Annotated in this window: 27 protein-coding genes; 5 read left to right on the top strand and 22 right to left on the bottom strand. The window is 64.9% G+C overall.

Features of this window, described 5'->3' with window-relative positions; all coding sequences use genetic code 11:
- Positions 1–10: 10 nt before the first annotated feature.
- A complete protein-coding gene (locus AC6CIE_RS03370) occupies positions 11–331 on the top strand; it encodes a preprotein translocase subunit TatB (RefSeq protein WP_175123386.1) in 321 nt (106 codons plus the stop codon).
- Here AC6CIE_RS03370 and AC6CIE_RS03365 read toward each other — a convergent pair.
- The 8 genes from AC6CIE_RS03365 to AC6CIE_RS03330 are packed head-to-tail and all read right to left on the bottom strand — an operon-like array spanning position 315 to position 8,809.
- Entirely contained in the window at positions 315–965 is a 651-nt protein-coding gene (locus tag AC6CIE_RS03365) for a TetR/AcrR family transcriptional regulator (RefSeq protein ID WP_498091140.1), read from the bottom strand. The genes AC6CIE_RS03370 and AC6CIE_RS03365 overlap by 17 nt on opposite strands.
- 6 nt (positions 966–971) lie before the next feature.
- Positions 972–2,120, bottom strand: a complete 1,149-nt coding sequence (locus AC6CIE_RS03360) for a thiolase family protein (RefSeq protein WP_498091138.1) — start codon at positions 2,118–2,120, stop codon at positions 972–974.
- Positions 2,117–3,961, bottom strand: a complete 1,845-nt coding sequence (locus AC6CIE_RS03355; protein WP_498091136.1) for an AMP-dependent synthetase/ligase — start codon at positions 3,959–3,961, stop codon at positions 2,117–2,119. Before AC6CIE_RS03355 ends, AC6CIE_RS03360 begins: the two co-directional genes overlap by 4 nt.
- Entirely contained in the window at positions 3,958–4,779 is an 822-nt protein-coding gene (locus AC6CIE_RS03350; RefSeq protein ID WP_498091134.1) for an ABC transporter ATP-binding protein, read from the bottom strand. Before AC6CIE_RS03350 ends, AC6CIE_RS03355 begins: the two co-directional genes overlap by 4 nt.
- Positions 4,780–4,831: 52 nt before the next feature.
- Positions 4,832–6,013 carry an ABC transporter substrate-binding protein gene (locus AC6CIE_RS03345; RefSeq protein WP_056318909.1) on the bottom strand — a complete coding sequence of 394 codons (1,182 nt, stop codon included), beginning with the start codon at positions 6,011–6,013 and terminating at the stop codon, positions 4,832–4,834.
- Positions 6,014–6,065: 52 nt separating this feature from the next.
- The gene (locus AC6CIE_RS03340) at positions 6,066–7,103 is read right to left on the bottom strand and encodes a branched-chain amino acid ABC transporter permease (RefSeq protein ID WP_175123391.1); all 1,038 of its coding nucleotides are present in this window, start codon (positions 7,101–7,103) and stop codon (positions 6,066–6,068) included.
- A gap of 3 nt (positions 7,104–7,106) precedes the next feature.
- Positions 7,107–7,985 carry a branched-chain amino acid ABC transporter permease gene (locus AC6CIE_RS03335; RefSeq protein WP_175123392.1) on the bottom strand — a complete coding sequence of 293 codons (879 nt, stop codon included), beginning with the start codon at positions 7,983–7,985 and terminating at the stop codon, positions 7,107–7,109.
- The gene (locus AC6CIE_RS03330; protein WP_175123393.1) at positions 7,985–8,809 is read right to left on the bottom strand and encodes an ABC transporter ATP-binding protein; all 825 of its coding nucleotides are present in this window, start codon (positions 8,807–8,809) and stop codon (positions 7,985–7,987) included. Before AC6CIE_RS03330 ends, AC6CIE_RS03335 begins: the two co-directional genes overlap by 1 nt.
- 254 nt (positions 8,810–9,063) lie before the next feature.
- Here AC6CIE_RS03330 and AC6CIE_RS03325 point away from each other — a divergent pair, with 254 nt between their 5' ends.
- Entirely contained in the window at positions 9,064–9,867 is an 804-nt protein-coding gene (locus AC6CIE_RS03325; RefSeq protein WP_175183804.1) for an enoyl-CoA hydratase/isomerase family protein, read from the top strand.
- A 2-nt stretch (positions 9,868–9,869) separates the two neighbouring features.
- Here the strand turns inward: AC6CIE_RS03325 and AC6CIE_RS03320 are convergent, their stop codons facing one another.
- The 3 genes from AC6CIE_RS03320 to AC6CIE_RS03310 are packed head-to-tail and all read right to left on the bottom strand — an operon-like array spanning position 9,870 to position 12,858.
- Complete coding sequence (locus AC6CIE_RS03320; RefSeq protein ID WP_498091132.1) at positions 9,870–10,655, bottom strand: enoyl-CoA hydratase/isomerase family protein; 786 nt, start codon at positions 10,653–10,655, stop codon at positions 9,870–9,872.
- A complete protein-coding gene (locus AC6CIE_RS03315) occupies positions 10,652–11,863 on the bottom strand; it encodes a CaiB/BaiF CoA transferase family protein (RefSeq protein ID WP_498091130.1) in 1,212 nt (403 codons plus the stop codon). Before AC6CIE_RS03315 ends, AC6CIE_RS03320 begins: the two co-directional genes overlap by 4 nt.
- A gap of 20 nt (positions 11,864–11,883) precedes the next feature.
- A complete protein-coding gene (locus AC6CIE_RS03310; protein ID WP_498091128.1) occupies positions 11,884–12,858 on the bottom strand; it encodes a Bug family tripartite tricarboxylate transporter substrate binding protein in 975 nt (324 codons plus the stop codon).
- 123 nt (positions 12,859–12,981) lie between these two features.
- Between AC6CIE_RS03310 and AC6CIE_RS03305 the strand changes: the two genes are divergently transcribed.
- A complete protein-coding gene (locus AC6CIE_RS03305; protein ID WP_498091127.1) occupies positions 12,982–13,923 on the top strand; it encodes a LysR family transcriptional regulator in 942 nt (313 codons plus the stop codon).
- 3 nt (positions 13,924–13,926) lie between these two features.
- Here AC6CIE_RS03305 and AC6CIE_RS03300 read toward each other — a convergent pair whose 3' ends face one another.
- From AC6CIE_RS03300 to uvrB, 11 genes are all read right to left on the bottom strand, one after another.
- Complete coding sequence (locus AC6CIE_RS03300) at positions 13,927–14,811, bottom strand: methylglyoxal synthase (protein WP_056562398.1); 885 nt, start codon at positions 14,809–14,811, stop codon at positions 13,927–13,929.
- A 163-nt stretch (positions 14,812–14,974) separates the two neighbouring features.
- On the bottom strand, positions 14,975–15,169 hold the full coding sequence (iscX, locus tag AC6CIE_RS03295) for a Fe-S cluster assembly protein IscX (protein ID WP_175123399.1): 195 nt from the start codon (positions 15,167–15,169) through the stop codon (positions 14,975–14,977).
- Positions 15,169–15,510 carry an ISC system 2Fe-2S type ferredoxin gene (fdx, locus tag AC6CIE_RS03290; protein ID WP_013394592.1) on the bottom strand — a complete coding sequence of 114 codons (342 nt, stop codon included), beginning with the start codon at positions 15,508–15,510 and terminating at the stop codon, positions 15,169–15,171. Before fdx ends, iscX begins: the two co-directional genes overlap by 1 nt.
- Positions 15,511–15,519: 9 nt before the next feature.
- Entirely contained in the window at positions 15,520–17,382 is a 1,863-nt protein-coding gene (hscA, locus tag AC6CIE_RS03285; RefSeq protein ID WP_175183808.1) for a Fe-S protein assembly chaperone HscA, read from the bottom strand.
- Between the two features lie 72 nt (positions 17,383–17,454).
- A complete protein-coding gene (gene hscB / locus AC6CIE_RS03280) occupies positions 17,455–17,967 on the bottom strand; it encodes a Fe-S protein assembly co-chaperone HscB (protein ID WP_175123401.1) in 513 nt (170 codons plus the stop codon).
- Positions 17,968–17,970: 3 nt separating this feature from the next.
- Positions 17,971–18,294, bottom strand: a complete 324-nt coding sequence (iscA, locus tag AC6CIE_RS03275; RefSeq protein WP_175123402.1) for an iron-sulfur cluster assembly protein IscA — start codon at positions 18,292–18,294, stop codon at positions 17,971–17,973.
- Positions 18,295–18,296: 2 nt separating this feature from the next.
- Entirely contained in the window at positions 18,297–18,701 is a 405-nt protein-coding gene (gene iscU, locus AC6CIE_RS03270) for a Fe-S cluster assembly scaffold IscU (RefSeq protein ID WP_175123403.1), read from the bottom strand.
- A 33-nt stretch (positions 18,702–18,734) separates the two neighbouring features.
- Positions 18,735–19,946, bottom strand: a complete 1,212-nt coding sequence (locus AC6CIE_RS03265; protein ID WP_498091125.1) for an IscS subfamily cysteine desulfurase — start codon at positions 19,944–19,946, stop codon at positions 18,735–18,737.
- Positions 19,947–19,964: 18 nt separating this feature from the next.
- On the bottom strand, positions 19,965–20,504 hold the full coding sequence (gene iscR / locus AC6CIE_RS03260) for a Fe-S cluster assembly transcriptional regulator IscR (RefSeq protein ID WP_056318865.1): 540 nt from the start codon (positions 20,502–20,504) through the stop codon (positions 19,965–19,967).
- Between the two features lie 192 nt (positions 20,505–20,696).
- Positions 20,697–21,188, bottom strand: a complete 492-nt coding sequence (locus tag AC6CIE_RS03255) for a low molecular weight protein-tyrosine-phosphatase (RefSeq protein ID WP_006386176.1) — start codon at positions 21,186–21,188, stop codon at positions 20,697–20,699.
- Positions 21,189–21,440: 252 nt separating this feature from the next.
- A complete protein-coding gene (uvrB, locus tag AC6CIE_RS03250) occupies positions 21,441–23,507 on the bottom strand; it encodes an excinuclease ABC subunit UvrB (protein ID WP_175123405.1) in 2,067 nt (688 codons plus the stop codon).
- A 75-nt stretch (positions 23,508–23,582) separates the two neighbouring features.
- On the opposite strand from uvrB, the gene AC6CIE_RS03245 reads away from it, so the two are divergent.
- Positions 23,583–24,782 (top strand): amino acid aminotransferase, encoded by a 1,200-nt coding sequence (locus AC6CIE_RS03245; protein WP_105239416.1) that lies wholly within the window; start codon positions 23,583–23,585, stop codon positions 24,780–24,782.
- Between the two features lie 148 nt (positions 24,783–24,930).
- Positions 24,931–25,581 (top strand): transcriptional repressor LexA, encoded by a 651-nt coding sequence (gene lexA, locus AC6CIE_RS03240; protein WP_498091123.1) that lies wholly within the window; start codon positions 24,931–24,933, stop codon positions 25,579–25,581.
- Positions 25,582–25,591: the final 10 nt, after the last annotated feature.

Here is a 25,591-nt window from a genome sequence, read left to right as displayed (position 1 = left end):
GGAGCGCATCATGATCTTCAAGATCCTGATGCTGCTGCTGGTCGTGGCGGGGCTGGTCTACTGGATCAAGCAACCCCGCCGCATCCAGCCGGGCGCCCCCTACCGGACCATCCCCGCGCGGCGGCCGGTATTCATCGTGCTGTGCGTCGCTACCGCCATCTCGCTGATCGCTGCCATTCTGACCGCCTTGCTCTGGATGGGCGGCGTGGCAGGCGGCGTCACCGGCGGCGGCTATCACGGCGAAGCCGATTTCCTGCTGCCGGTTGCGGCCTCGCTGCTGGCCTTGTCGGTGGCGTGCGCCGTCGGCGCATTCCTCAAACGGCGAGGTTAGGGTCTATCGGCCACCTGCCCGCACCCGCCGGCAACGCCGGCAATGACGCCTGCAGCATGGCGTCGATGAACGCGGCGGGCGCCAGCCGGCCGCCCGGCTTGTACCACTGCACCGTCAAGTTCATTGCGCCCAGCACGCATCGCTTGATGACGCGTGCGTCCCCCTGCAGCAATCCCGCCTCCACCGCCCCCGCGACCACCGACTGCCACATCGCCTCGTAGCGATCGCTCAGCCCCTTCACGGCCGCCTGACTGGGCGCGGACAGGCTGCGCCATTCGTACACCAGTGCGTTCATCGCGTCCCCGCCCGCGCCGTGCAGCATGCTCCACATGTGCACGCGGAATAGCGCCGCCAGGCGGTCCTCCGGCTCAACATAGCTGGCCAGCGCCTTGCCGCCCAGGTCGATCACTTCCTGGATGCCGTTGTTCATGACGGCGACCAGGATCTCCTCCTTGCTGCGAAAGTGATGGAACAGGCTGCCCGATTGCAGCCCCACGGCCTTGGCCAGTTCGCGCACCGTCGTGCGCTCGTAGCCATGCTTGCTGAAGAGCCGGCCGGCGGCCAGGACCAGTTCCCGCCGCCGCTCGGTCTCCGCCCCATCGTCGCGCGGCGCGGCGGTCCCGGTCTTGTCCATGGCGCGTCAGAGCCTCTGGATGAGGGTCGCGGTCGCCATGCCGTGGCCGATGCACATAAGCTGCATGCCCAGCTCGCCTTCGGTCGCCTCCAGTCCCGCCAGCATCTTGGCCATCAGGCCCGCGCCCGTCGCGCCCAGCGGATGGCCATGCGCGATCGCGCCGCCCCACGGATTCACACGCGCCAGGTCCGCGCCCATTTCGCGCTGCCAGGCCAACACCACGCTCGCAAAGGCCTCGTTGATCTCGATCCAGTCGATGTCCTCCAGCGCCAGGCCCGCGCGCGACAGCGCTTGCCGCGCCGCCGGGATTACGCCCGTCAGCTGCATCACGGGATCCGACCCCACCACGACGCGCGCCAGGAATCGTGCCCGCGGCCGCAAGCCATCGGCCAGGGCCGTATCCTTGTCGGCCAGCAGCACCGCCGCCGCGCCGTCGGCGAGCTGGCTCGCATTGGCCGCGGTGACGCCCCCCTGACCCGGCGGCCGCAACGCCGGCGCCATGACCGCCATGCGGGCCGCGTCCGTGGTCTCGCGGATGCCCTCGTCGCGCAGCGCCGGCGTGCCGGGCAGCAACTCCGCATGAAGTCCGGCGCTGGCAGCCGCCCAGGCCCGCGCGTGGCTCTCCCGCGCCCATTGGTCCATCTCAGCCTGCGACAGTCCCCAATGGCTGGCAATGCGCTCCGCGCTCTCGATCTGATGGATCAGCGGATACCGCGCCAGCAGCGCCGGGTTCAGCGATTCAAAGCCGCGGAATTCCGTCTGGCCCAGCGTCACGTCCAGGAACATGGGCACGCGGCTCATGCTCTCGACGCCGCCCGCGACCACGTAGCGCATGTCGCCCGCGGCGATGGCCTGCGCACCGAAATGCACGGCCTGCTGGCTGGACCCGCACATCCGGTTGAGCGCCACGCCCGGCACGCTCTCCGGCAGCCCGGCCAGCATGGCCGCCAGCCGCCCGATGTTGGCGCCCTGCTCCCCCGCCTGGCTGACGCATCCGGCGATCAGGTCCTCGACCTTGTCGCCCGGCAGCGCCGCGCGCGCCAGCAGTCCCTGCACGGTCTCGGCCAGCAGCGCGTCCGGCCGCGTCTGCGCCCACCATCCGCCGCGCCGCCCGAACGGCGTGCGCACGGCTTCCAGGATCACGGCTTGGTTCATGCCGTCGTCTCCTCAACGTAGAGCGTTTCAATTTCGTTGGCGTACGCGCGGTAGATGCTGGCGCGCCGCACCTTCATCGTCGCGGTCACCTCGCCGTCGTCGTGGTCCAGTTCCTTGGTCAGCAGATGAAAGCGCTTGATCTGCGAGACCGGCGCCAACCCGGCGTTGGCGCGCGCGACCTCCTGCTCCACCAGCTCGCGCACTTGCGGGCATTCGGCCAGCGACCGGAAATGCGTGAATGCGATGCGCCGCGATTCGGCCCATTTGCCCACCGTGTCGAACTCCAGCTGGATCAGCGCGGACACGTACTTCCTGCCGTCGGCGATGACGATGCATTCCTTGACGTACGGGCTGCCCTTGACCGCGTTCTCGATTTCGGACGGCGTGAGGTTTTTGCCGCCTGCGGTGATCATGATGTCCTTGAGCCGGTCCACGATGCGCACGCGCCCGGCCTCCTCAGCCACGACATCGCCCGTGTGCAGCCAGCCGTCGCGCACGGTGTCGGCCGTCGCTTCAGGGTTCTTGTAATAACCCTGGAACACCATGTCGCCGCGCACCAGCAGTTCACCGGATTCGCCGATTCGCCATTCCACGCCCAGGATCGGCTCGCCCACCGTGCCCACCTTCACGCGGTCCGGATGCTGGCCAAAGATCATCCCGGTCGACTCCGTCAGGCCGTACACCTCGACCAGCGGCACACCCAGCGTGCGAAAGTAGCGCACCACGTCCGGCGGGATCGGCGCCGCGCCCGTCATCGCCACCCGCACGCGCCGCAGTCCGATGAAATTCTGCAAGGCGCGCAGCACCAGCCAATACCACAGCCAGTGCGTCAGCCGTTCGCCAAGCCTGTACTGCGCGGGAGACTTTTCCAGGAACGGCGCGCATTGCGCCAGCGCGCGGCCGTACAGCCACCGCTGCACCGGGCCGGCCTCCTGCATCTTGATCGATATTGCAGCGTGCAGCTTTTCCCAGATGCGGGGCACGCCCAGGAAAATCGTCGGCGCGACTTCGCGCAGGTCTTCCTGCACAGTGCGCAGCGACTCGCCAAAATTCACCTGCGAACCCAAATAGATGGGCACGAACGTGGACAACATCTGCTCGGCGACGTGACACAGCGGCAGGTACGACAGGTGCACGCTGGACGCATCCATCGACAGGCGATCGGCAATGCCGGGCGCCACGCCGCGCATGTTGCGATAGCTCAGCATCGCGCCCTTCGGTTTGCCGGTCGAACCGGACGTGTAGATCATCAACCCGGTGTCGTCCAGTTGCTGTCCGTCCAGCATCGTGTTCAGCGCGGTCAGTTCCACCGCCTCGCGCTGGCCGCCATCGGCCTCGACCTCGGCAAAGGTCACAATGCGCGCCCGATCCGCGTCGGCATACGATCGCAGGCCCTTCGTTTCGATCACCACAATGCGGCGCAGATGCGGCAGCCTGTCCGCCACCTGCAGCACCTTGTCCGTCTGCTCCTGGTCTTCGCACACCACCAGTTCCACATCCGCATGCGCCAGCACGTAGCCCATTTCCTCGGCCGGGCTGGTGGAATAGACCCCGACCGCCACACCGCCGGCCGCGCAGGCGCCCATCTGCGTCAGCAGCCATTCCACCCGGTTGTCCGAGACGATGGCAACCCGCCCGCCCACGCTAAGCCCCAGCGCGCGCAGTCCCAGGCCGACGCGGCAGGCGCGCTGCCAGTACTGATCCCACGTCATGGGCTTCCAGATGCCGAACTCCTTCTGCCGGATCGCGACGGCGGACGGCTGCCGGCGCGCCTGCTCGCGCAGCATCTGCGGCAGCGTCAACGGCGGCCAGCCGCCCGGATCGGTATGCGCGTCCTTCATGACAGCCAGCGCTTGCGGCGCTTGTAGTGCTTGATGTCGCGAAAGCCCCGAGCCTCGCCCGAGCCGCCGATGCCCAGATAGAATTCGCGCACGTCGGGGTCCGCCGCCAGCTTGTCCGCGGAACCGTCGATCACCACCTTGCCGGTCTCCATGATGTAGCCGTAATGCGCCACTGCCAGCGCCACGGACGCGTTCTGCTCCACCAGCAGCATCGACACCCCCTGTTCGGTATTGATGCGCGCGATGATCGAAAAGATGCTTTCGACCAGCATCGGCGACAGTCCCAGCGACGGCTCGTCCAGCAGCATCAGCGTCGGCTGGGCGATCAGCGCGCGGCCGATCGCCAGCATCTGCTGTTCGCCGCCGGACAGATAACCCGCCAGCCCGCGCCGCCGTTCGAACAGCCGCGGGAAATAACCGTAGACCAGATCGAAGTCCGCGCGTGCCGCCTTCCGTCCGGTCAGCGCATACGTCGCCGCCACCAGGTTCTCTTCCACCGTCAGGTCCTCGAACACGCGCCGGCCTTCCATCACGTGCGCCAGGCCCGATCGCACCAGGTTCTGCGGCTTGATGCCCGCCGTATCGCCGCCGCCGAACACGATATGGCCCCGCACCAGCTCGCCGTCCTCCAGGTCCAGCAGTCCCGACACGGCCTTGAGCGTGGTCGATTTGCCGGCCCCGTTGCTGCCCAGAAGCGCCACGATGCTGCCGGCCGGCACCGACAGGGACAAGCCGCGCAGCACCTGCACCGCCTTGTTGTAGACGACCTCGATGTTGTTGATGTCGAGCACCGCCTTGGGCGGCGCCGTAGTGGTCACGCCCGCTCGCACCTCTGGCCCCCGCGCGTCATGTCCCGGATTCACGGCAGCCTCACTTGAGCACGATCCAGTCGGACGCCGGCACCATCTGCTTCTGCTTGACGTCCGCGCGATAGATCCGGCCCACGGGTATCGAGTTGCCCTTGATGGTGATCGGCACGCCGATCAGCCCGCCCGTATCGAAGTCCTTGATGCCATCCAGCGACGCCTTCATGTTGGCCGCGGTCAGTTCCTTGCCGGCGTCCAGCGTACGCTTGGCGACCTCGGAGAACAGCATGGCGGCCAGAAAGCCCTGCATGTAGCCCGTGCTCTGGTACTGGGGCCGCATCTCGCGGATCTTCTTGAGCATCGGCGCGTCGGCCGCCTGATCGTAGTAGTAGCGGTACGGCATCACACCCATGAAGCCCTCGGCATCCTCGCCCATCTGCATCACGGTCGAGTTGTCCATCGTCCAGAATGTGCCCATGTAGCGCGTCTTCAGCCCCATGCGCTTGCCCTGCCCCACGAACTCGGGGATCGGCGCCAGCACGTAGCCATGGAAGATGGTGAAGTCCGGATCCGCGCGGCGCAGCTTGATGACTTCTGTCGATACGTCCACGCTGCCTGGCGGCGTCATGATTTCGGTCGCCACCTTCAGGCCCAGTTTCTCGGCCACCGCACGCGAACTGGCGATCGGGTCGCGGCCGAACTCCGTGTCCGAATACACGAACGCCACCTTGGCGCCCGGCTGCTCCTTGGCGATGTAGCGCAGCAGGATGCCGAACATCTCGGTGTAATCCGGCCCCAGCATGAACTGGGCGGGATACTTGGCCGGGTCATTCAGTTCGGTCGCAAACGACGCGCCCGTCATCAGGATGTCGCCCGTTCGGTTCAGCTCGGCGTTGATGGTCTTGGAAAAGCCCGTCGAATCGCCGTAATAGAAATTGACCTTGTTCTGGCTGGTGATCTTCTTGAACGCCGCCACCGACGCGTCCACCTTGTACGCGGTGTCCTCCGGCACGTAACGCAGCTTGCGGCCCTTGATGCCGCCCTGGTCGTTGATGATCTTCACGTAATCCGTGATCCCGGCGTGGATGCCCTGCCCCGCGAAGGCGAAGACGCCGCTCAGCGGGATCGAGCCGCCCAGCACCAGATCCTCGGCCGCCTGCGCGGCGGGCGCCGCCGCCAGTGCTGCCGCCAGGCCCAACGGGGCCAACAATCTCGATAAACCGCTGCCTATCCGGATGCGCTTCATGGTTTGTCTCCTGGGTCTTATAGATGGCCGCCGTCACGCCGCACGCATCGCGCTACGTGCGAAATGGCCATAGGTGAAAGAATCGGCGCACGCGCCGCCAGATTTCCGCGAGCCCGTGCGGCTCGAAGATCAGGAAGCCCACGATCAGCAGGCCGAAAACAATGGTGCGCACCGGCGATATCAGCCGCAGTGCGTCGCCGCCCACCGGCAGCCAGCCGACAACCAGCTTCAGGAACTCGGGCACCATCGTCATGAAGATGGCGCCCAGGATGGATCCCAGAATCGAGCCCATGCCGCCCACGATGATGGCCGCCAGAAAGAAGATCGACATGATGAGCGGAAAGCTCTCGGGCGTGACCACGCGGAAAAAGTACGCCCACAAACCGCCCGCCACGCCGGCGTAGAACGAGGACAGTCCGAAGGACAGCAGCTTGTAGCGCAAGAGCCGGATGCCCAGCACCTCGGCGGAAATGTCGCGGTCGCGGATCGCGATGAACGCCCGGCCGATGCGCGTGCGGAACAGATTGGCCGCGCCCAGCACCATCAGCACGGTCACCGGCACGATCAGCCAGTAGATCTTGAACGAGGTGTCCAGGTCCATGCCCAGGATGCGAGCCGGCGGCACCTGCAGGCCGCTCGTCCCGCCGGTGAATTGCCAGTTTGCAAAGATGAAATGCGCGATGAAGGATGCGGCAATGGTGGAGATCGCCAGGTACAGTCCCTTCACCCGCAACGACGGAATGCCGACCAGCAACCCGCCCAGCATCGCAACGATGCCGCCCGCCAGCAGGTTGACGAGAACCGGCGTGCCCAGGTGCAGTTCCATTACCGCCACGGTGTACGCGCCCAGGCCCATGAACGCCGCCTGTCCCAGGCTGACCAGCCCGGTATAGCCGGTCAGGATGTTCAGCCCTGTCGCGCTGGCGATGTTGATGGCGACCAGGCACGCCAGATACAGCCAATAGGCGTTCGCCACAAAGGGAAACAGCACCAGCGAGGCCGCCAGCAGCGCCAGCCACACGTGCTGCGTGCGCGTGTCGAAGAGCGCCTCGTCGGCCAGGTAGGTCTGCTTGGCGGTCGCGATGCGCATGGATCAAAGCCTCTCGATTTCACGGGTGCCGAACAAGCCGTAGGGCCTGGCCATCAGCACGACCACCAGCACAACGAACGTGGCCAGCAGCTTGTACTCGCCCCCCAGATACGCGCCGGCCCACGCTTCCAGCAGGCCGATGAAGATGCCGCCAACCAGCGCGCCGGCAACGCTGTCCAAACCGCCCACGATCACGACCACCAGCACCGACAGCCCGAACACGCCCATCGACGACGAAATGCCGCCGATCGCGCCCACGATCACGCCTGACACCGCGGCAATGGCGCCCGCCGTCACCCACGCCAGCGAAAACACGCGCGGCACGTTGATGCCCATGGCATAGGCCGCGCCCTGATCCGACGCGGTCGCACGCAGCGCCACGCCGCCGCGCCAGTAGCGGAACACCACCAGCACCAGCAGCGCCAGCACCACCGCCACCCAGAAGCCGTAAAACACCTTGGGCGCGACGAACGCCTCGCCCACCATGACGGGCGCGCGCGGCATGAACTCCGGCAGGCGCCGCTGATCGGCCGTCCAGATGAGCTCGACCGCACCGACCAGAATCGATGCGAGGCCCACAGTGATCATGAAGACGGAGATCGGCGATTCGCCCAGCATCGGCCGTATCGTCAGGCGCTCGACAACGGCGCCCAGCGCGCCGGACACGACGACCGCGCCGACGATGGCCAGCCAGATCGGCCATTCCATGCCCGTCGCGAACGCATAGAACACGTAGGCGCCCAGCATCAGGAACTCGCCGATGGCGATGTTGACCACGCGGGTCGCCTTGTACACGATCACGAACGCCAGCGCGGCCAGGGCATACAGGCCGCCGCTGCCCAGCCCGGCCAGCGACACCTCCAGCAGGAACAGCCAGTCCATCAGGCCGCCTCCCGCAACCGCCGGCGCAGATCGCCCACGTCGCCCGCGCCCAGATACGCCTTGATGACCTCGGGATTGGCCTGCACCTCTGCCGGCGTGCCATGGGCGATCACCTGCCCAAAGTTCAGCACCACGACGTGATCCGACAGGTCCATCACCATGCCCATGTCGTGCTCCACCATCAGCACGGTCACGCCCCATTCAGAGCGCGCATCCAGGATAAAGCGCGCCATGTCGTCCGTCTCTTCGCGGTTCATGCCGGCAACCGGCTCGTCCAGCATCAGCACCTTCGGCTGCATCGCCAGCGCCCGCGCCAGCTCCACCCGCTTTTGCAACCCGTACGACAGCGCCGCGACCGGCGCGTGGCGGATATGGTCGATCTCCAGGAAGTCGATGATGCGTTCTTCGATGTCCGCCCGCAGCGCCATTTCCTCGCGGCGCGCGCGGCCCAGGTAGAACAGCGCATCCAGCACGTTGGTGCGCAGATGCGCGTGGCGGCCCAGCTTGATGTTGTCCAGCACCGTCATGCCGCGGAACAACGCAATGTTCTGGAAGCTGCGCGCCAGCCCAAGCCTGGCGCGTTCCGGCGCATGCACGCGCGTGATGTCGCGGCCCTCGAAGCGGATGCGTCCGGCAGCCGGTTTGTAGAACCCGGAGATCGTGTTGAACAGCGAGGTCTTGCCGGCGCCGTTCGGGCCGATGACCGTGGTGATGGAGCCGGGCGCGACGCGAAAGCCCACATTGGTGAGCGCCTTCACCCCGCCGAACGCCAGCGTCACCCCCTCGGCCTCCAGCAACGCAGGCCTGTCGGACTGATCCACCATTTGTCTCCCCGCTTTTGATGCGAAGTTTTTTTGCCGCCTGAGGCGGGCATTTTTTACGACGGTGAACCTGGCGACCCTGCGAGGCAGGTGATGCAACGAACCTGTCTTTACCTTCGCCAGTACAGCGCCGGAAAATCGTTCTATGCGTTACGCTAAGCGAGCTCGAACCCCAACCAAGCAAGCGCTCGGTTCAGACCATAGCATCGCGGTTTTTTGATCGACAGTTGGTATTTACCCGACAACGGAGACTCGCCATGACCCAGGAACTACCGGAGTTCCAGACGCTGTTGCTGGAGACCGACGGCGCCCTCGCCACTCTGACGCTGAACCGGGCGGACGCGCTCAACGCCATCGATGTCGCCATGGCCCGCGACCTGCTGCGGGCCGCGCAGTGGCTCGAAACGCGCGACGCCGTGAAGGTCGTGCTGTTGCGCGGCGTGGGCAAGGCCTTCTGCGCGGGCGGCGACATCAGCATGTTCACGGGCGACACGGCAACGGTTCGCGCCACGCTGTCGGATCTCTTCACGCCACTCAATGATTTCGTCGCGCGCATTCCGCGCATGGACAAGGTCTGGCTCGCGCAGGTGCACGGCGTGGCAGCGGGCGCGGGCCTGTCGCTGGTGCTGGCTTGCGATCTGGCCATCGCCGAAGCCGGCGCACGCTTCATGACGGCCTACCTGAAGCTCGGCGCCACGCCCGATGCCGGCATGACGCATGGCCTCATCCGCGCCGCCGGTCCCAAGCGCGCGCTTGATCTTCTGTTGCGGCACGACGCGTTCACCGCTGACGAGGCGCAGGAGTGGGGCATCATCACGCGCACCGCGCCGGCCGGTGAACTGGCGGCTGCGGCGCAGGCTTATGCGCAGGATTTCGCCCGCCACGCACCGCACGGCATTGCAGGCGCCAAGGCATTGCTGCGCAGTGCCGCGCACGCGCCGCTGGAAACGCAGCTTGCCGAAGAGACCGCACGCTTTCTGCAGTCGGCCGCGCGGGCGGACTTCGCGGAGGGCGTCGCGGCGTTCCGCGAAAAGCGCCCTCCCCGTTTCACCGGCCAGTAGCGCTAGCGCGCCTCGGCGACGCTGGCCCAGTCGGGCGCGCGCTTCTGCACGAAGGCGCTCAAGCCTTCGTGCGCCTCCGGCGTGGCAGCGGCGTTGCAGAACACCTCCACCGCCGTCGCGACCCGGCGCCGGTACTCGTTGTCGTTGCTGTACACGAATGCGCGCCGTCCCATCGCCAGGACTTCCGGGGGCTTGGCGGCCAGCGACCGCGCCAGCGCGCGCGCTTGATCCAGCAGCTCGGCCTCCGGCGCCACGCGCGTCGCCAAACCCATCGCGTGCGCCTCGTGCGCGTCGAAGGTGCGGCCGGTGAACAGCAGATCGAACGCCCGGTGCTTGCCCACGATGGCCGGCAGATGCACGTAATGAATGGCGGGCAGCACACCCACGTCGATCTCCGGATAACCGAATGTCGCGGTGTCGGCGGCTACGATCATGTCGCTGGAAATCGCCACGGTCATGCCGCCGCCGCGCACCGCGCCCGACACGACGGATATCGACGGCTTGGTCAGATTGAACTGCGCGTCATATAGCTTGATGTAAAGCCGAGTCAGCAACTCGCGCACGCGCGCGGGCGTGCTTTGCAGCAGCTGCTTCATATCCAGCCCCGCGCAGAATCGGCCCGGCAGACCGCTCGCCAGCAGCACCGCGCGCACGGACGGATCCGCATTTGCCTCGTCCAGCGCGCCGATCAGCGCGTCCAGCACGTTCACGTCCAGCGCGTTGACGGGCGCATGGCACAGATGAATTTCCGCAATGCCGTCCCGGACCTCATAACGCAAGGAACTCATTTCGCATCTCCGTGGGCGGCGTGTTGCTGCACGCTGCCGGTTGCCAGCATCGCTGCGACCTCCGATTCGTCAAAGCCCAGTTCCGCAAGGATCTCGCGGCTGTGCTCGCCCAGCATCGGCGCGGGCCGCGCAGCGACGCGCGGCTGCCGTCCGAATCGCACGGGCAGGCCTACGTTGCGCACCTCGCCCAGGACCGGATGCTGGCTCGTCACGATCAACTCACGCGACGCGACCTGCGGATGCGCCAGCGCCTGGTCCAACGTGTGAATCGCGGAACAGGCAATGCCCGCCGGCTTGAGCACGTCCAGCCATTGCGCCACCGTGCGCGTTTCGATGCACGACTGCACCAGGGCAACCGTCGCATCAAAGTTGCGGACACGTTCGGCATTCGTCGCAAACGCCGGCGCATCCACATAATCCTGCAGCCCCGCCGCCGCGCAGAAACGCCGCCACTGCGCGTCGTTGCCCACCCCCAGCATCAGATCGCCATCGGACGCGCGAAAGGCCTGGTAAGGACACATGGCCGGATGCCCGGTGCCCATGCGGCGGGGCACCTTGCCCGTGCGCCAATAGTTCTGCGCCATGTAGGACATCAGGCCCAACGACGTATCCAGCAGCGACACGTCCAGATACTGCCCCTTGCCCGTCTGGCCGCGCTCCAGCAGCGCCGCCAGAATCCCGCTCAGCGCAAACGAACCGGTGCCCAGATCCACGGGCGAAAAGCTGGCACGCACAAAATTGCCGCCCGGATCGCCCATCGTGCTGATCATGCCGCTGAAGGCTTGCAGCATGACGTCATAGCCGGGCTCCTCGCCCATCGGGCCCTCCCGGCCATAGCCCGAGATCTCGCAGTACACGAGGCGCGGGTTGATGCCAGCGAGCGTCTCGTAATCCACGCCCAGCCGCGCGGCGGTCTTGCCGCCAAAGCCCTGCAGTACGACGTCGGCCTGCGCGGCCAGGCGATGCACCACCGCCCGCCCCGCCTCGGACTTCAAGTCCACCGCCAGGCTGCGCTTGTTGTGATTGACGGCCAGAAAGGTCGCGGATTGGCCCGCATCCTGCGGCAACCACGCCCGCGTATCGTCGCCGGTGCCCACCGGTTCGACCTTGATCACGCGCGCGCCAAGCTCGCCCAGATACTGCCCGCACAGCGGCCCCGCAAGCACCTTGCTCAGGTCCAGGACCGTGATGTTCTTCAATGGAGTCATGCGATGCCCGCCTGCCGTGTTCACTGTTCCGCCTTCAGCCCAATGGTGTTCGCGGCCTGCGTCCACTGCGCGGTTTCCTGCTTGAAGAAGTCATCCAGCTTGGCCGGCGCCACCTGAAAGGCCTCGGCCCCGCGCTCCTGCATCGCTTTGCGGTACGCGTCGCTGCCCACCACCTTGGCGACCGCGGCGCGCAGCTTCTGCACGACGTCGTCTGGCGTGCCGGCGGGCGTCTGCAACGCGAACCAGAACTTCAAATCCAGACTGGGGTAGCCCGCTTCCTTCAAGGTGGGCACGTTCGGCAGCAACGGCGATCGTTCGGCGGACGTAATGGCCAGCGCCTTCAACCGGCCGCCTTGCACCTGCCCGATGCTGGTGGACATGCTGTCGAACAGAAAGTCGACCTGCCCGCCGATCACATCGGTCACGGCATTGGCGCTGCCCTTGTAGGCCACACCCACAGCCTGAAAATTGGCCAGCTTCTGCAGCGACGCGCCGTACACGTGCGGCGAGCTGCCAGGACCGAACGTCGCGTAGCTCAGGCCGTGCGGCGCGCTGCGCCCGCGCTCGACCAGCTCGGCCAGCGTGTTGACGGGCGTGCGCTCGGGGTTCACCACCAGCAGGTTCGGCATCGCGCCCGTCGTGCCGACCGGCACATAATCCTTCAGCGGATGCATCTTGGCGCTGGGATACATCAGCGGATTGATGGCCTGCATGGCCACCGTGTTGTGCATCAGCGTGTAGCCATCGGCCGTACCATTGAGCACGCTCTGGTAGCCCACGTTTCCGCTCGCGCCCGGCTTGTTCTGCACGATGACCTGCTGGCCCAGTTCACGCGCCAGCGGCTCGGCCACCAGACGCGCGATGAAATCCGTTGGCCCGCCCGCTGAAAACGGCACCACCAGCGTGATGGGCTTGGAGGGCCACGCTTCCGCAAACGCGGGCGCGGACAGCGCCGAACAAGCGAGGCAGGCGGCAAACAGTTTGTTGAGCGTCATGATGTCTCCTGTGGTTCTTTTGGATGGCGCCCATTATCGGAAGCGGATTGCTATATTAGAAATACCGTTTAAATATGCGGGCCATAACAAAGAAATGATGGCCCGCTTTTTTTGAGATCCTTCATGTCCATGTCCATACGCGCGATGCAATGCTTTGTCGCGGTGGTGTCAACGGGTTCGATCAGCCGCGCCGCCACGGCGCTGCATGTGGCCCAGCCTGCGCTCAGTTTGCAGATCCGCAATCTTGAAGAAGACCTGGGCGTCGTCCTGCTGCAACGCAGCGCCCGCGGCGTCGCGCCCACCGCGGCGGGCACGCGCCTGTTGGCGCATGCGCGTGAAATCCTCGGCCGCATCGACGCGGCGCGTGCCGATGTGCGTGAAGACCTCAACGCGCCGCGTGGCACGGTGTCGCTGGCCATGTCGACGTCCATGGCCAAGCTGCTGACGGTGCCGCTGCTGCGGTTCAGCCTCGCCCACTGGCCGGGCGTCTACTTGAAGATCATCGAGTCCAGCACGGGCTACATCCCCGGCTTCGTGAGCTCGGGCCATGCCGATCTGGGACTGACATTCAGCGATGAAGCGTCCGTCGATCTGCGTTTCCAGCATCTGATCGACGAGGAGCTGGTGGTCGTATCACCGCCCCTGGCAAAACGCGGCAAACGCGCATCAGCAGAGCTGGCTGCGCTGCCGACCATCAGCCTGCGCGCCCTGTCCGCGTTGCCTTTGGTGCTGCCGGGCAATCCGCACAGCCTGCGACGCTTACTGGATCAATATCAGCAGCGCGAACAGGTTGAATTCCGCGTCATTGCCGAAGCCAACGCCATCCCGCAGCTGATCGAGCTGGCGCAGGCCGGGGTCGCCCATACGATCCTGTCGTTTGAAGCCGTACGCCAGGAGGCCGAGCGCGGCCTCGTGCAATTGCGGCGGATCAGCCGGCCCCGTCTGACCCGCCCGGTATTCCTGTGCCGTTCCGACGTGCTGCCGCTGTCGCTGGCGGCGGCAGCCGTCGCGGACCGCGTCGCCCGCATCATCACCGACGCGGGGCCTGCCGCGGCGCGCGCGTAGCGCTCAGACGATCCGCTTTTCGACCGCTTGCGCCCAGCGGCGCGCGACCGTGGGCGATGTGGCGCAGGTGGCGGACTCGGTGACGACGCGCACCGCCCGTTCCAGCAGCTGGATATCGGCCTCGTGCTGGCGTGCGACGTGGGGGTCTTCAAAGAAGATGACGCGCTGGCATTGGTGCTCAAGCACTAGCTCCGCAATCTGCGCATCGCCGCCCAGGGGGCCGCTCAGGTAGCGATGCACCCACGGCGTGTCCTTGGGCCAGCCGCGCGACCACGCCAGCTCATTCAGCCGGCCGCCGGTCGTGCCGGTGGCCACGCGCCGGGCAAAGCGCGACAGCACATCGAAATGCTCGCTGGCAAACGCCACCATCTCGTCCTTGAGCGCGTCGTGGGCGATCATCGCCAGCGTCTGACCCGAGAAATTGAAATGGCGCGACGCGGACGCATCCGGCGCCAGCCCGGCGTGTATGCGTTCGACCTCCATCCATTCGATGGCACCCGCCAGCGTCGAAATGAACGGACGGCCGTGCGTAATGCACTGCCGCTTGAGCGCCAGCGCTTCGGGAAAAATCGACGACGGGTCAACGGGATCGATCAGGTAGATCGCGCCATCAAACGGCGCCTGGCCGTCACGACCTTCGGTCACGCGCGCCACCAGCTTCATCAGACCGCCCTCGCGGCCGTACGGGTAACGGATCAGACCGGGATAACCCTGCAGCATGCCTTCGCGCACGATCGCATCATGGGTGCGCCCCACCGTGTGCAACTGCACGCCCAGCTCGCGGATGGTGGACGAACACGCACGCAGCCAAGTGAACAGGGCAGCGTCGGGGGTTTCATGGTGCAAACGATTGGCGGCCAGGCCAAAACGCAATTGGGCAGCGGGCATCGGTGGACTCGGCTGGAAAGGACAAACAAACGAATCCCCGATGATACCGTGGCCCGCGCGACGCGAGCATGTCATGCGCGAGACCGCGCCCGAGGCTGCCCGCAGCCTGGCCGCTCCGCCCAAAAAAAACGCTCCCTAAAGGGAGCGTCTTGTGCAGCCACATTCAGTCGGCTTCTTCGATCCAGGCCATCTGAATGGCCTCCAGGATCTTCTCGCCGCTGTGGGCGGGATCGTCGCTGAAGCCCGGCAAGGCCATGACCCATTCGCGCAACTGCGTAAAACGCAGCACCTTCGGGTCCACGTCAGGGTGCGCGTCGTACAGCGCAGCCGCAATCTCGTAGGTGTCGGTCCACTTCATCAATGGCCCTCTTTGGCGTGATTGATCGTGTACTTGGGAATCTCGACCGTCAGGTCTGCGTCGGTCACCAGCGCCTGGCACGACAGACGCGACGTCGGGGTCAGGCCCCAGGCCTTGTCCAGCAGGTCTTCCTCGTCGTCCGTGGCGTCTTCCAGCGAAGAATAACCCTGCTTGACCACCACATGACAGGTCGTGCAGGCGCACGACAGTTCGCAGGCGTGCTCGATATCGATGTGGTTGTCCAGCAGCACGCGGCAGATCGACACGCCCTTGGGCGCATCTTCGATCACCGCGCCTTCGGGACAGTAGTCGGGATGAGGCAATACAGTCAGTTTCGGCATAACTTCTTATCAGGCGATTTCGTCTAGTTTGCGGCCGGCCAACGCGGCGCGGATGCTGCGGTCCATGCGGCGCGCGGCAAAGTCGTCGGTCGCGGCGGACAGGGCCTGCACGGCTTGGGTGACGGTGTCCACGTCCTGGGCCTGCTGCGCCGCGATAGCGGCCTCCAGGCACTCGTCCACCCGCTTGCGTTCTTCCGGCTCCAGCAGGTCGCCATCAACGGCCAGCGCCGCCTGCACCGATTCCACCAACTGGCGCGCGTCGACCTGCTGCTCTCGCAACATGCGCGCCTTGGCATCCGTGTCAGCCTGCGCCACGCTATCGGCCAACATCTGCGCGATCTCGTCGTCGGACAGACCGTAAGACGGCTTGACGGACACCATTGCCTCGACGCCCTGGCTCTGCTCGCGCGCCGTGACGCTGAGCAGGCCATCCGCGTCGACCTGGAAGGTCACGCGGATACGTGCGGCGCCCGCCACCATCGGCGGAATGCCGCGCAGTTCAAAGCGCGCCAGTGAACGGGAATCCGCCACCAGGTCGCGCTCGCCCTGCACCACGTGGATGCTCATGGCCGTCTGGCCGTCCTTGAACGTCGTGAATTCCTGCGCGCGCGCCACAGGGATGGTGCTGTTGCGCGGAATGATGCGTTCGACCAGGCCGCCCATCGTTTCCAGGCCCAGCGACAGCGGAATCACGTCCAGCAGCAGCCAGTCTTCACCCGGCGCCCGGTTGCCCGCCAACAGATTGGCCTGCAGCGCGGCGCCCAGCGCCACGACCTGATCCGGATCCAGATCGGTCAGCGGTTCCGTGCCGAACACCTTGGCCACCGCGGCGCGCACGACAGGCATGCGCGTCGCACCGCCCACCATCACCACGCCGCGCACGTCGGCCGGCTTGAGCGCCGCATCGCGCAGCGCGCGGCGCGCCGTGTCCAGCGTGCGCTCGATCAGCGGCTGGGCCAGCGATTCAAATTCATCACGGGTAAGCGTCAGATCGACGTCGCGTCCGCCCGACAGCGTCAGCTTCAGGCTCGTCACGTCGGCGTCCGACAGCGTTTCACGCGCGGCGCGCGCCGCCATCAGCAAACCGCGGCGCTCGGCGGGCGACAGTTCGCCCAAGCCCAGCTTCGCCACGGCATGATCCGCGATCAGGACATCGAAGTCGTCGCCGCCAAGCGCCGTATCGCCGCCCGTGGAAATCACTTCGAACACGCCCTGCGTCAGGCGCAGGATGGAAATATCAAACGTGCCGCCGCCCAGGTCATAAACGGCGTAGACACCCTCGGCGGCATTGTCCAGCCCATAGGCAATGGCGGCCGCGGTCGGTTCATTCAACAGGCGCAGCACGTTCAAGCCCGCCAGGCGCGCGGCGTCGCGCGTGGCCTGACGCTGCGCGTCGTCAAAATACGCGGGCACGGTAATGACCGCGCCCACCAGCTCGTCGCCCAGCACGTCTTCGGCGCGTTGGCGCAGCACTGCCAGGATCTGCGCGGACACCTCGACCGGGCTCAGGTCGCCCTGCGCCGTGCGGATCCGGACCATCCCGGGTGCATCGACAAACTCATAAGGCGCGCGCGTTGCCTGCGCCTCTTCCAGCGACCGGCCCATGAAACGCTTCACGGAAACGACCGTGTTCAGGGGATCTTCGGCCTGCTGGGCCAGCGGCTCGCGGCCCGTGGTGACCTTGCCGCCGGGGAAATAGCGCACCGCCGACGGCAGCAAGGCATGGCCTTGGGCATCGGGCAGCACTTCAGCCACGCTGCTGCGCACGGCAGCGACCAGCGAATTGGTGGTGCCCAGGTCAATCCCGACCGCCAGCTTGCGCTGGTGCGGCGCGGGCGATTCACCGGGCTCGGAAATCTGCAATAAGGCCATGATTCTGTTTTTCTGGTCAGTAGGCCGCGCCGGACAGGCGCCCATGACGGGAACGCCCCAGCGCGCCGTTGGCTATCCCGCGGGCTGCACGTGGGCCAGCTCCTGAGCCAGCTTTTCCACGAACATCCATTCCCGCACCTTGCGCCCGGCCGCCGCGTAATCGCGTTCGTCATCCAGAAGGCGCGTCAGCGTGGCGCGCATCTCGGCACGCGCCTCGTCCAGTTCGGCTTGCAACGCGTTCAGAACGCTGGCGTCGTCGCGCCCGTCATCCAGCATCTCGCGCCAGGTCATCTGCTGCATCAGGAAAGCGCCGTCCATGGACGTGTTGCTTTCGGTCTGCAGGTCCACGCCCGCCTGTTCGCACAGGTAGCGGGCCCGCAGCAGCGGATCCTTCAATTCGCGATAGGCCTCGTTGGCCCGTGCCGCCCATTGCATCGCCACGCGGCGTTCCGCGGGGCTGGCCGTGGCAAAGCGGTCGGGGTGCACCTTCGCGGCGACGGTGCGCCAGGCGTGCTCAAGCGCCTGGCCGTCCAGGTCGAATCGTGCCGGCAAGCCAAACAGGCTGAAGTGATCGTCACCAGCCAAGACTTACACCGTGAACGACTCGCCGCAGCCGCAGGTCGCCTTCTCGTTGGGGTTGCGGAACTTGAAGCCTTCGTTCAGGCCCTCGCGGGCGTAGTCCAGCTCCGTGCCATCGAGATACGACAGGCTCTTGGGGTCAATGAAGACCTTCACGCCAAAGCTCTCGAAGACGACATCTTCCGCTTCGACCGCGTCGACATACTCCAACTTGTAGGCCATGCCGGAGCAGCCCGTCGTCCTAACGCCGAGCCGCAAGCCGATACCCTTTCCGCGCTTCTGCAAGTAGCGGCCGATGTGGGTGGCAGCCTGTTGGGTCAGGGTAACGGACATGATCAGCCCGCCACAGCTTCGGCGGTGGCCGAATGCTTTTCTTTGTAGTTCTGCACCGCGGCCTTGATCGCGTCTTCGGCCAGGATGGAACAGTGCACCTTCACCGGCGGCAGCGCCAGTTCTTCGGCGATCTGCGTGTTGCGGATGTTCATGGCTTGGTCCAACGTCTTGCCCTTGACCCATTCGGTCACGAGCGAGCTGGAGGCGATGGCCGAGCCACAGCCGTAGGTCTTGAAGCGCGCGTCTTCAATAACGCCAGCTTCGTTCACCTTGATCTGCAGCTTCATCACGTCGCCACAGGCCGGCGCGCCGACCATGCCGGTGCCCACCGAGTCGTCCGACTTGTCGAACGAACCGACGTTGCGGGGGTTTTCGTAGTGATCCAGAACTTTGGTGCTGTAAGACATGTTAATTCTCCACGTATATCAAGGCGCGGGCGCTTAGTGCGCGGCCCACTGCACGGTGTTCAAGTCGATGCCTTCCTTGGCCATTTCCCAAAGCGGCGACATATCGCGCAGCTTGCCAACCCGGCTCTTGATCAGTTCGACCGCAAAGTCCACTTCCTTCTCGGTCGTGAAACGACCCAGCGTGAAGCGGATCGAGCTGTGCGCCAGTTCATCGTTGCGGCCCAGGGCGCGCAGCACGTACGAAGGCTCCAGGCTGGCCGAGGTGCAGGCCGAACCGCTGGAAACCGCAAGCTCCTTGATCGCCATGATCAGGGACTCGCCTTCGACGTAATTGAAGCTCACGTTCAGGTTGTGCGGCACGCGCTGGTCCATGTCGCCGTTCAGGTAGACCTCTTCGATCTCCGACAGGCCATTCCACAGGCGATCACGCAGCATGCGGATGCGCTCGTTCTCGGTGCCCATTTCTTCGCGCGCCAGGCGGAAGGCTTCGCCCATGCCGACGATCTGGTGCGTGGCCAGCGTGCCCGAGCGGAAACCGCGCTCATGACCGCCGCCATGCATCTGCGCTTCGATACGGATACGCGGCTTGCGGCGCACGTACAACGCACCGATGCCCTTGGGGCCGTAAGTCTTGTGGGCCGAGAACGACATCAGGTCGACCTTGAGCTTCTGCAGGTCGATTTCCACCTTGCCGGTCGCCTGAGCGGCGTCGACGTGGAAAATGATGCCCTTTTCGCGGCAGATTTCACCCAGCGTTTGCACGTCCTGGATCACGCCGATTTCGTTGTTCACCATCATCACGGACACCAGCACGGTGTCGGGACGCAGCGCAGCCTTGAAGACCTCCAGGTCGATCAGGCCGTTGTCCTTGACGTTCAGATAGGTGACTTCGAAGCCCTGGCGCTCCAGTTCACGACAGGTGTCCAGAACCGCCTTGTGTTCGGTCTTGACCGTGATGATGTGCTTGCCGCGCTCGGCATAGAAATTTGCCGCGCCCTTGATGGCGAGGTTGTTGGATTCGGTGGCGCCGGAGGTCCAGACGATTTCGCGCGGGTCGGCATTGACCAGCTTGGCGACTTGTTCGCGGGCGCGTTCGACGGCCTCTTCGGATTCCCAGCCAAACGCATGGCTGCGCGACGCCGGGTTGCCGAAGTTTTCGTACAGCCACGGCACCATGGCATCGACAACGCGGGGATCGACAGGCGTCGTGGCCGAATAATCCAGATAGATCGGACGGGTGGTCATTTCTACAACTCCTACTTCTTATACGGTGGCGTTGGCAGCAACAGTGGTGGTCGGGGCGTTGGCGGCGGTAGCGCCTCCCACCCGGTTCACGCGCACTGCGCAGGCCTGTGCTTGATTGGTCGCTTCCTGCAATTGGCGCACACGCTGCTGATCGACGAGATCCTGCAGGGACACCGAATCCAGGTAATCCACCATCTTGCGATTCAACGTAGCCCAGAGTTCATGCGTCATGCACTTGCCCGGCTTGCCGTCGTTGCCGCTCGTACAGTCCCGCTTGCCGCCACAGCTCGTGGCGTCCAGCGGTTCGTCGACGGCGAAGATGATGTCTGCAACAGTCACGTTGCGCGCCAGGCGCGCAAGCGAATAACCGCCGCCCGGGCCGCGGACGCTGTCCACGAGCTCGTGACGACGGAGTTTTCCGAAGAGCTGTTCCAGATACGAAAGCGAAATGTTCTGACGCTGGCTGATGGCCGCAAGAGTGACCGGGCCGCTATGCTGCCGCATAGCCAAGTCGATCATGGCAGTCACGGCGAAACGCCCTTTGGTAGTTAGCCGCATGGTGAATTCCCTGTGATTCCGGCAGTGGCCGCCAGCGAATCCAGCGGTCAATACCCGAGTAATTGGCTCAAGTATAGCCTATTCCCGACTAATTTGGTATGGCTCCCGGCTACAAAAAACCGCGCATCTGCGCGGTTTTTTACTGCCTTGTGCCCTGAGAGCCGCTCTGCAAGCGACTCTGCAACCGGCCGATCAGGCAGCCTGGTACTGGGTAGCGCGCTTGCGGACCAGTTCGAGAACACCCTGACAGGCATCTTCGAGGTAGTCCAGGACTTTGCCGAAACCGTCGGCGCCACCGTAGTACGGATCGGGCACGGTGGCTTCTTCGAACTCATTGGCAAAGCGCATCAGGAGCATCAGCTTGTGCTGGTACGCCTTGGGGCATTGCTGCTGCATGGCGGACAGATTGTCCCAGTCCATGGCGAGGATAAGATCGAAGTCACGGAAGTCTTCCGCGGTGACCTGACGCGCCTCGCAGTGAGTGATCTCGTAGCCGCGCTTACGTGCCGCAGCCTGCGCCCGGGCATCAGGCGCCTCGCCGATATGAAACGCGTGCGTGCCCGCGGAGTCGATGCGCACAACATCGCCCAAACCCGCGTCATTCACCAAATGGCGAAACACGCCCTCTGCGCTCGGCGAGCGACAGATATTGCCCATGCAAACGAAAAGTACCTTGGTCATCATGGAAGCAAGTGTGCGGGAAAACCCGAGATAAGGCAAGCTTTTTTTGCACCTGCGCAATTGACGTAGCGCAAATTAATGGGGCACATAATCCCAAAGAAATCATGGAGTTGCAAGCTTGTATTCAGGTAACCCATGAGGCGCAACGCGTGCAAAATTCCTGAATGGTTACACCATGATGGCAGCGCACCACTTTTTGCGCATTTTCAGCTTGCCGTAAGCGAACAGACATGAATTGAAACGTTCGACCTTGCCCTACACTGCCCCGTCCAGCAGCACACGCTGCTTGAGGGCATTGAGCGAGTCTCGGGCGGCAGCAGCCTGTTCGAATTCGAGATTGCGGGCGTGGTCCATCATCAGCTTTTCCAGTCGCTTGATCTCGCGCGCCAGGGCCTTCTCATCCTTCAACAATTCCGCGGGAACTGCCGCTTCCAGCGTGTCGTGTTGGGCAGGCGCCACGATACCGTCGATCAATTCACGCACCGCCTTGTGCACGCCGCGCGCAGTGATGCCGTTGTCGACGTTGAATTGAAGCTGCTTCGTGCGCCGGCGGGCAGTCTCGTCCATGGCGCGTTTCATCGAATCCGTGATCCGGTCGGCATAGAGAATCGCGTGACCGTTCAGGTTGCGGGCCGCGCGGCCGATGGTCTGAATGAGGCTGCGCTCTGAGCGCAGGAAGCCCTCCTTGTCGGCATCCAGGATGGCCACCAGCGACACCTCCGGAATATCCAGACCCTCGCGCAGCAGGTTGATCCCCACCAGGACGTCGAACGTGCCCAGGCGCAGGTCCCGCAGGATTTCGACGCGCTCGACCGTGTCAATGTCCGAGTGCAGGTAGCGCACCTTCACGCCATGCTCGCTCAGGAAGTCCGTCAGGTCTTCGGCCATCCGCTTGGTCAGCGTCGTGACCAGCACGCGGTCGCCTTGAGAAACACGCGCCTTGATCTGACCCAGCAGGTCGTCCACCTGCGTGCGAGCGGGCAACACCTGGACGATAGGATCGACAAGGCCCGTGGGACGCACCACCTGCTCCACGACGTTGTCCGCGTGCTCCTGTTCGTATGCGGCAGGCGTTGCCGAAACAAATACGCACTGGCGCATCCGCGTCTCGAACTCCTCGAGCTTGAGCGGACGGTTGTCCAGCGCCGACGGCAGGCGGAAACCGTACTGCACGAGCGTCTCCTTGCGGGAGCGGTCGCCGCGGTACATGGCGCTGAGCTGGCCGATCGTGACGTGGCTCTCGTCAATGAACATCAGCGCGTCGGACGGCAGGTAATCAATCAGGGTCGGTGGCGGGTCGCCCGGCGCGGCGCCTGACAAATGACGCGAGTAGTTCTCGATGCCCTTGCAGAACCCAAGCTCCTGCAGCATTTCCAGATCGAAGCGGGTGCGTTGCTCAAGACGCTGAGCCTCGACCAGGTGGCCATCGTCGACGAACCGCTTGACGCGTTCGCGCAGCTCTTCCTTGATGGTTTCGATGGCGCGCAGCACGGTGTCGCGCGGCGTCACATAATGCGAGCCGGGATAGACGGTGAAGCGCGGCAGCTTCTGGCGGATGCGACCCGTCAGCGGGTCGAACAGTTCGAGCGTTTCGATTTCGTCATCGAACAACGTCACGCGCAACGCGAGCTCGGCGCTTTCTGCCGGGAAGATGTCGATGGTCTCGCCGCGCACGCGGAAGACCCCACGCGTGAACTCGGCGTCATTACGGGTGTACTGCATGGCCACCAGGCGCGCGAGGATCTCGCGGCGGGCGATCTGGTCGCCCGCGCGAAGGATCAAAACCATCGCGTGATAGTCGCCGGGGTTGCCGATACCGTAGATGCACGACACCGTACCCACGATGATCGTGTCGCGCCGTTCGAGCAGGCTTTTGGTGGCCGACAGCCGCATCTGCTCGATGTGTTCGTTGATGGACGAGTCTTTCTCAATGAACAGGTCGCGCGTCGGCACATAGGCCTCGGGCTGGTAGTAATCGTAGTAAGAAACGAAATACTCCACCGCGTTCTTCGGGAAGAACTCGCGCATTTCGGCGTAGAGCTGCGCGGCCAATGTCTTGTTGGGCGCAAGGACCAGCGCCGGGCGGCCCATGCGCGCGATCACGTTGGCCATGGTGTAGGTTTTGCCTGACCCGGTCACGCCCAGCAGCGTCTGGTACATGAGGCCGTCTTCGACACCCTGCGTCAGCCCTGCGATGGCCGTGGGCTGGTCCCCCGCCGGCGGATAGGGTTGATAGAGGTGAAACGGGCTGTCAGGGAAATCGACGAATCCCGGACCTGCGGCGGGAGCCCCCGCGCTCGGGTCTATTGCGCTCTTAGGCATGCTAGACTGTTCCAGGGTAAACCCCCCATTATCCACAGCACTTCGTACTGCGTCCACCCACCTCATCAGAGTCCCATGAGCACCCTATTCGATTCCGTCGAGCTCGCGCCGCGCGACCCCATTCTTGGCCTGAACGAACAATACAACGCGGACACCCGCCCCGGTAAAGTGAACCTGGGCGTGGGCGTGTATTACGATGATCAGGGACGGATCCCGCTCCTGGGCGCAGTGCGCAAGGCCGAAACCGCCCGCATCGAAGCTGCCGCCGCTCGCGGCTATCTGCCGATCGAAGGCATCGCCGGCTACAACGCCGGTGCTCAGGCGCTGCTGCTGGGCAAGGATTCCGCGCTGGCTGCCGCTGGTCGCGTGCTGACCACGCAAGCACTGGGCGGCACTGGCGCCCTGAAGATCGGCGCCGATTTCCTGCGCCAATTGCTGCCGGGCTCCAAGGTCCTGATCAGCGACCCCAGCTGGGAAAACCACCGCGCCCTGTTCGAACGCGCCGGTTTTGAAGTCGGCACCTATGCCTACTACGACGCCACCACCCGCGGCCTGAACTTCGAAGCCATGCTGGCCGACCTGAAGGCCGCGCCCGCCAAGACCGTCGTCGTGCTGCATGCGTGCTGCCACAACCCCACGGGCGCGGATCCCACCCCCGACCAGTGGAAGCAGATCGCCGCTGTCGTCAAGGAAAACAACCTGGTCCCGTTCCTGGACATCGCCTACCAAGGGTTTGGCGACGGCCTGACGGAAGACGCCTCGGTCGTGCGCCTGTTCGCAGACCTGGACATGACCATGTTCATCAGCTCGTCGTTCTCGAAGTCGTTCTCGCTGTACGGCGAGCGTGTCGGCGCGCTGACCGTCGTGGCCGGCAGCAAGGACGAAGCCACGCGCGTGCTGAGCCAGCTCAAGCGTGTCATCCGCACCAACTACTCCAACCCGCCGACGCACGGCGGCACGGTCGTCTCCACGGTGCTGAACACGCCCGAGCTGTTCGCCCTCTGGGAAGAAGAACTGGCCGGCATGCGTGATCGCATCCGCCTGATGCGCGCGCAACTGGTCGACAAGATCAAAGAGCACGGCGGCAAGCAGGACTTCAGCTTCGTGCTGAAGCAGCGCGGCATGTTCTCGTACTCGGGCCTCTCCGCCGCTCAGGTGGACCGTCTGCGTGAAGAACATGGCGTCTACGCCGTGTCCAGCGGACGCATCTGCGTGGCCGCATTGAACAGCGGCAACATCGACAAGGTGGCAGCCGGCATCGCAGCTGTGCTGTAAATCACTTGGCGGCCCGAGCCGTCTTCAGCCAGAAACGGGACCTGCGGGTCCCGTTTTTGCTGCCTTCGAGACTAGCTTGCTTTTTTGCGCTGCGTCCCCCAGAATGGCGCTGTATATATGTACAGTCCGCTCGCACCGGATCATCGCCATGGCCAGCAAACTCACGGATCGCCAACAACAAATCCTGGACCTCATCAGGCAAACGGTCACGCGCACCGGCTTTCCGCCGACGCGTGCCGAGATCGCCCAGGCCCTGGGTTTTCGCTCTCCAAACGCCGCCGAAGACCACCTCAAGGCGTTGGCACGCAAGGGCGCCATCGAGCTCACGGCCGGCGCCTCGCGGGGCATCCGTCTGAAGGACGCCGCCACCGCGCCCGCCCAGGCCTCACTCCCCATCCCTGCCCTCGCCCAGCTTCTCTTGCCGCTGGTCGGCCGTGTTGCGGCGGGTAGCCCGATTCTTGCGGCCGAGCATGTCGAACGCGAAGTCGGCGTGGACCCCAGCCTCTTTGCCCAGGCGCCCGATTATCTGCTCAAAGTCCGCGGCATGAGCATGCGCGACGCAGGCATCCTTGAAGGCGATCTGCTGGCTGTCAAAAAGGCATCTGAAGCCCGCAATGGCCAGATCGTGGTGGCTCGTATCGGCGACGATGTCACGGTCAAGCGCCTTCAACGCCAGAACGGCCATATCGAGCTCCTGCCTGAAAATCCCGACTCCGAAACCATCGTGGTCAAGGCCGATCAGGAATTCGCGCTGGAAGGCATTGCGGTGGGTCTTATCCGCACGCAAGCGCTGCACTAAGCCGGGGACC

It is taken from the genome of Achromobacter sp. GQ309 (assembly GCF_059759315.1).
Note: the sequence above shows the minus strand (reverse complement) of the source record. Positions and strands in the feature narration are given on the sequence as shown.

Excerpts from the sequence above, each read along its gene's own strand:
- lexA (WP_498091123.1), top strand. The coding sequence starts at position 24,931 with ATGGCCAGCAAACTCACGGATCGCCAACAACAAATCCTGGACCTCATC.
- AC6CIE_RS03300 (WP_056562398.1), bottom strand. The coding sequence starts at position 14,811 with ATGCCCGCTGCCCAATTGCGTTTTGGCCTGGCCGCCAATCGTTTGCAC.
- iscU (WP_175123403.1), bottom strand. The coding sequence starts at position 18,701 with ATGTCTTACAGCACCAAAGTTCTGGATCACTACGAAAACCCCCGCAAC.
- AC6CIE_RS03305 (WP_498091127.1), top strand. The coding sequence starts at position 12,982 with ATGTCCATGTCCATACGCGCGATGCAATGCTTTGTCGCGGTGGTGTCA.
- uvrB (WP_175123405.1), bottom strand. The coding sequence starts at position 23,507 with ATGCCTAAGAGCGCAATAGACCCGAGCGCGGGGGCTCCCGCCGCAGGT.
- iscR (WP_056318865.1), bottom strand. The coding sequence starts at position 20,504 with ATGCGGCTAACTACCAAAGGGCGTTTCGCCGTGACTGCCATGATCGAC.
- AC6CIE_RS03330 (WP_175123393.1), bottom strand. The coding sequence starts at position 8,809 with ATGGTGGATCAGTCCGACAGGCCTGCGTTGCTGGAGGCCGAGGGGGTG.
- AC6CIE_RS03365 (WP_498091140.1), bottom strand. The coding sequence starts at position 965 with ATGGACAAGACCGGGACCGCCGCGCCGCGCGACGATGGGGCGGAGACC.
- AC6CIE_RS03315 (WP_498091130.1), bottom strand. The coding sequence starts at position 11,863 with ATGACTCCATTGAAGAACATCACGGTCCTGGACCTGAGCAAGGTGCTT.
- AC6CIE_RS03360 (WP_498091138.1), bottom strand. The coding sequence starts at position 2,120 with ATGAACCAAGCCGTGATCCTGGAAGCCGTGCGCACGCCGTTCGGGCGG.
- iscA (WP_175123402.1), bottom strand. The coding sequence starts at position 18,294 with ATGTCCGTTACCCTGACCCAACAGGCTGCCACCCACATCGGCCGCTAC.
- AC6CIE_RS03355 (WP_498091136.1), bottom strand. The coding sequence starts at position 3,961 with ATGAAGGACGCGCATACCGATCCGGGCGGCTGGCCGCCGTTGACGCTG.
- AC6CIE_RS03245 (WP_105239416.1), top strand. The coding sequence starts at position 23,583 with ATGAGCACCCTATTCGATTCCGTCGAGCTCGCGCCGCGCGACCCCATT.
- fdx (WP_013394592.1), bottom strand. The coding sequence starts at position 15,510 with ATGCCGAAACTGACTGTATTGCCTCATCCCGACTACTGTCCCGAAGGC.
- AC6CIE_RS03345 (WP_056318909.1), bottom strand. The coding sequence starts at position 6,013 with ATGAAGCGCATCCGGATAGGCAGCGGTTTATCGAGATTGTTGGCCCCG.
- AC6CIE_RS03265 (WP_498091125.1), bottom strand. The coding sequence starts at position 19,946 with ATGACCACCCGTCCGATCTATCTGGATTATTCGGCCACGACGCCTGTC.
- AC6CIE_RS03255 (WP_006386176.1), bottom strand. The coding sequence starts at position 21,188 with ATGATGACCAAGGTACTTTTCGTTTGCATGGGCAATATCTGTCGCTCG.
- AC6CIE_RS03310 (WP_498091128.1), bottom strand. The coding sequence starts at position 12,858 with ATGACGCTCAACAAACTGTTTGCCGCCTGCCTCGCTTGTTCGGCGCTG.
- AC6CIE_RS03370 (WP_175123386.1), top strand. The coding sequence starts at position 11 with ATGATCTTCAAGATCCTGATGCTGCTGCTGGTCGTGGCGGGGCTGGTC.
- hscA (WP_175183808.1), bottom strand. The coding sequence starts at position 17,382 with ATGGCCTTATTGCAGATTTCCGAGCCCGGTGAATCGCCCGCGCCGCAC.
- AC6CIE_RS03325 (WP_175183804.1), top strand. The coding sequence starts at position 9,064 with ATGACCCAGGAACTACCGGAGTTCCAGACGCTGTTGCTGGAGACCGAC.
- AC6CIE_RS03340 (WP_175123391.1), bottom strand. The coding sequence starts at position 7,103 with ATGCGCATCGCGACCGCCAAGCAGACCTACCTGGCCGACGAGGCGCTC.
- AC6CIE_RS03335 (WP_175123392.1), bottom strand. The coding sequence starts at position 7,985 with ATGGACTGGCTGTTCCTGCTGGAGGTGTCGCTGGCCGGGCTGGGCAGC.
- AC6CIE_RS03320 (WP_498091132.1), bottom strand. The coding sequence starts at position 10,655 with ATGAGTTCCTTGCGTTATGAGGTCCGGGACGGCATTGCGGAAATTCAT.
- iscX (WP_175123399.1), bottom strand. The coding sequence starts at position 15,169 with ATGAAGTGGACCGACACCTACGAGATTGCGGCTGCGCTGTACGACGCG.